The following is a 4473-nucleotide window of genomic DNA, read 5'->3' on the forward strand; positions in this document are numbered from 1 at the left end:
TCTCATGTTACGCGCACTTGAGTAATTTTAGCAATTTCGGGTGACTTAATCAGAGATTCCTTAAGTAAAAAATGGCCTTGATATAAGTCAATTCCAATTGGAATAACTAAGGATTTCAGCCTTGGCGTAATACAGCCTAAGTGCAGATTTGTTGTGAATCGTGCTAGTATGTCGTCAACAAAATGAACTTAATTTTCGGGTAATAATAATGAAATCAGACATAGGCTTAATCGGATTGGCGGTGATGGGGCAGAACCTGGTGCTCAACATGGACGACCACGGCTACAAGGTCGCGGTGCATAACCGCACCGGTGCCACGACGGAAGAGTTCCTGGCGGGCCCTGCCAGCGGCACCCAAGTCATCGGCGCCTACTCCTTGCAGGAACTGGTCGACAGCTTGAACTCGCCGCGTATCGTCATGCTGATGGTCAAGGCGGGCGACGTCGTCGACCAGTACATCGACAAGCTGGTGCCGCTACTGTCCGAAGGCGACATCATCGTCGACGGCGGCAACTCGCTTTACACCGACACCAACCGGCGCACCGCAACCTTGAAAGAAAAAGGCATCCGCTTCATCGGCACCGGCGTGTCCGGCGGCGAAGAAGGCGCGCGGCACGGGCCGTCCATCATGCCCGGCGGCAACAAGGAAGCCTGGCCCCATGTCAAGCCGATCTTCCAGGCCATCAGCGCCAAAGTGGGCGGCGACCCCTGCTGCGAATGGGTCGGCGACAACGGCGCCGGCCATTACGTCAAAATGGTGCACAACGGCATCGAATACGGCGACATGCAAATCATCTGCGAAGGCTACCAACTCTTGTCCGAAGGCTTGGGCCTAAGCGCCGACGAAATGCACGTCATATTCGACGAATGGGACAAAGGCGAACTCAGCTCCTACCTGGTCGAAATCACCGCCGCCATCCTGGCTTATAAGGACGAAGACGGCGCGCCCTTGCTCAACAAAATCCTCGACACCGCCGGCCAAAAAGGCACCGGCAAATGGACCGGCATCAACGCCCTGGACTTGGGCATACCGCTGACGCTCATCGGCGAAGCCGTGTTCGCCCGCTGCCTGTCCGCCCAAAAAGACGAACGCGTCAAAGCCGCCGAATTCCTGGCCCGCCCCAAAAAAGCATTCACAGGCGACAAGCAAGCCATGATAAACGCCGTCCGTAATGCCCTATACGCCGCCAAGATCATCTCTTACGCCCAAGGCTTCCGGTTGTTGCGCGAGGCCTCGAGCGAATACGGCTTCAACCTCAACTACGGCGAAATCGCCCTGATGTGGCGCGGCGGCTGCATTATCCGCAGCGGCTTCCTGAACGACATCAAACAAGCCTACCAAACCAACCCGGACATCGAAAACCTATTGCTGGCCGATTTCTTCATCGACGCCATGCGGCAAGCCGAAGAAGGCTGGCGCAAGGCGGTCATCTTCGGCATCGAAATGGGCATCCCGACCCCCGCGTTTTCATCTGCCTTGGCGTATTTCGACGGCTACCGCACCGAACGGCTGCCCGCCAATTTACTGCAAGCGCAACGGGACTACTTCGGCGCGCACACCTACGAACGCACCGACAAGCCCAGGGGCGAGTTTTTCCATACCGATTGGACTGGGCATGGCGGGAAGACCGCTTCGTCCACTTATAATGTGTAGCTTAACCGTAGGTTGGGGTGAACTTGTGAACCCCAACAAATAAACTAACTCACAATGTTGGGGTTCGTACCTCACCCCAACCTACAGAAATTTAACGAAAAGAGGTGCATAACAAAATTCAGTTAAACGTAACCCTTCAAACCATGAACGCCGAACCCTGCACCTACGTTATCTATGGCGCGACAGGTAACCTGTCCCGCATCAAGCTCATGCCCGCGCTGTACCACCTGGACGCGGCGAACCACCTACCGGAAGGCACCAAGATTGTCGCCATAGGCCGGAGGCCGTGGGATCAAAATACCTGGCTGAAAGAACTGAGGGAAATGATCGAGCAGAAAATCAAAAGCGAGATGGACGAAAAAGTCTTCAAGCGCTTCAGCGAACGCTTCCACTACCACCGCGGCGACTTGCACGAGCCGGAAGCCTACAGCGCGCTCGCAGAACTGTTAAATAATCCCGACGGGCAATTCTCCCGGAATATCGCCTTTTACCTGTCCATCAGCCCGGCCGATTTTGGGCAAGTGATGGAATTGCTGAGCGTCAACCAGTTATTCGAGGAAGAATACGGCTGGCGGAGGGTGATTATCGAAAAGCCGTTCGGCTTTGACCTGGACAGTGCCCAAGCCTTGCAAAAACGGATCAGCCATTATCTGGCCGAAGAGCAGGTTTACCGTATCGACCACTACCTGGGCAAAGGCATGGTGCAAAACGTGCTCGTGTTCCGGTTTGCGAACGTGCTGCTGGAACCCTTGTGGAACAGGAACTACATCGACCATGTCCAGATCACCCATTCCGAGGAAATCGGCATCGAAGGCCGGGGCGACTATTACAACAGCGCCGGTGCCATGCGCGACATGCTGCAAAGCCACTTGCTGCAAATGCTGACCCTGGTGGCGATGGAGCCGCCCGTCTCCATGGAAGCCGAATCCTTGCGCGACGAAAAAGTCAAAGTGCTCAAATCCATCCGGCCGATCCCGAAAGAGGCCGTGCACGGTCATTCCTTCCGCGCCCAATACGCCAAAGGCACGATCGGCGGGAAAAAAGTCAACGGCTACCTGCAAGAAGACAACATCCCCGCCAACAGCACCACCGAAACCTACGCCGCCATGAAACTGTACATCGACAACTGGCGCTGGCGCGGCGTGCCGTTCTACCTGCGTACCGGCAAACGCATGGCGAAGGCGCAATCGACCATATCCATCTGTTTCCGCCATCCGCCGCTGCAATTTTTCCGCGACACCCATGTCCAGTGCATGAACCCCAACTGGGTGCTGCTCGGCATCCAACCGGAAGAATGCATCCGCATTGAAATGACCGTCAAGGAGCCCGGCCTGGAAATGAGCACCCGCACCAGCAGCCTGGATGCCAGCTTCCGTAACCAGGACGAAAAGGCCATCGACGCTTATGAGGACTTATTGCTGGACGTATTGAAAGGCGACCGTTCGCTGTTCCTGCGCTTCGATGAAGTCGAATACGCCTGGCGCATCGTCGACCCCATCCTGCAGACCTGGGCGATCGAACGGGATTACATCGCCACGTATCCTGCCGGTTCCTGGGGCCCCGAAGACAGCCGCCGCCTGTTCGAGAAGGAAAGCCAATCCTGGCGCAGCTCGTTAACGCCGGAGGTATGCAAATATGAAGCCTGACAATACCCAATGGCACACGCTGGCAACGGCGGATGACGTTGCCTTAGCCGCGTATCAGCGCATTCTTGATGCGGCGCTTTCAGCCATTGCCGAACGTGGGCAATTCAAACTGGTGCTGGCGGGCGGGACTACGCCGGAAAAAGTGTATCGGCTGTTGGCACAAGCGGATGCCGACTGGTCGAAATGGTTCATCTATTACGGTGACGAACGCTGTTTGCCCGCAGGTCATGCGGAAAGGAATAGCGTGATGGCAGGGCAAGCTTTTTTGGATAAGGTGGGCATTCCCAAAACGCAAGTTTTTGCAATTTCCGCCGAATTGGGTCCAGATCAGGCCGCCATCCAATACCGACAAGTGGTTAAAGATGCCCTGCCTTTTGACTTAGTGCTCCTCGGTATGGGTGAAGACGGGCATACCGCCAGTTTATTCCCCGGTCATCAACACAATAGCGATGAGTTGGTTCATGCAGTTTATAATTCCCCTAAACCGCCGCCGGAGCGGGTTTCCATCAGCGCCAAGGCATTGGGTGATGCGCGGCAAGTTATTTTCCTGATTACCGGAGCGAACAAACAAGAAGCGGTTAAGCTGTGGCGTTCAGGTCAAGATCTGCCTGTGGCTAATATCTTATCGAATAATGTTGATGTTTATATGGATCGGGATGCTTATCAAGGGTAGTTCATAACCTGGTTATGTCATTTCGGCAGGGATTGCTGGCGTGACCTACCTACTTTTAGCTGATAAATCTTCTGGGCGCGTTGGGTTTCTTTGTAACTCACTCAATAATCTTTTCTCAACACCCGTCTCTGTAATACAATTAGCCGCTTTTGGTTTGTTTGGCTCGGCTTGTTGCCCACAAAAATTTTAAATAACTAGGTGGCAATTCGATTGTTCAAATGTGTTTCATTAATTAACGAAGGTCAGTTTTATGTGTTGGAGTGGAGAAGCATCGGGTGTTTTAGCTGCGGTAGGTTTAAGTACGGCGGTATATGTAGCGTGGAAAGGGGAATCTAAAGAACTGTGGGTTCCGTTGACGTATTTCGCATTGATGGAACTGTTGCAGGCGGTCACCTATATCTATATTGACTTATGCGACAATCCCAATAACCAAATCCTCACGTTATTAGGGTATTTGCATGTCTCGTTCCAGCCGTTTTTTGTCAATATGGTCGCCTTGT

The 4473-nt window shown here is 53.8% G+C and carries 4 protein-coding genes; all 4 read left to right on the forward strand.

Features of this window, described 5'->3' with window-relative positions; all coding sequences use genetic code 11:
• Positions 1-208: 208 nt before the first annotated feature.
• Positions 209-1654: a decarboxylating NADP(+)-dependent phosphogluconate dehydrogenase gene (gene gnd / locus MGMO_RS02115; protein WP_023493367.1), complete on the forward strand. Its 1446-nt coding sequence runs from the start codon at positions 209-211 to the stop codon at positions 1652-1654.
• A gap of 143 nt (positions 1655-1797) precedes the next feature.
• The gene (gene zwf / locus MGMO_RS02120) at positions 1798-3300 is read left to right on the forward strand and encodes a glucose-6-phosphate dehydrogenase (protein WP_023493368.1); all 1503 of its coding nucleotides are present in this window, start codon (positions 1798-1800) and stop codon (positions 3298-3300) included.
• Complete coding sequence (pgl, locus tag MGMO_RS02125) at positions 3290-3973, forward strand: 6-phosphogluconolactonase (protein WP_023493369.1); 684 nt, start codon at positions 3290-3292, stop codon at positions 3971-3973. Before zwf ends, pgl begins: the two co-directional genes overlap by 11 nt.
• A gap of 250 nt (positions 3974-4223) precedes the next feature.
• Positions 4224-4473, forward strand: a 250-nt coding sequence (locus tag MGMO_RS02130) for a DUF5765 domain-containing protein (RefSeq protein ID WP_036306547.1), incomplete at its 3' end; no start/stop codon positions are given.

The sequence above is a fragment of the Methyloglobulus morosus KoM1 genome, assembly GCF_000496735.2.
Taxonomy (GTDB): domain Bacteria; phylum Pseudomonadota; class Gammaproteobacteria; order Methylococcales; family Methylomonadaceae; genus Methyloglobulus; species Methyloglobulus morosus.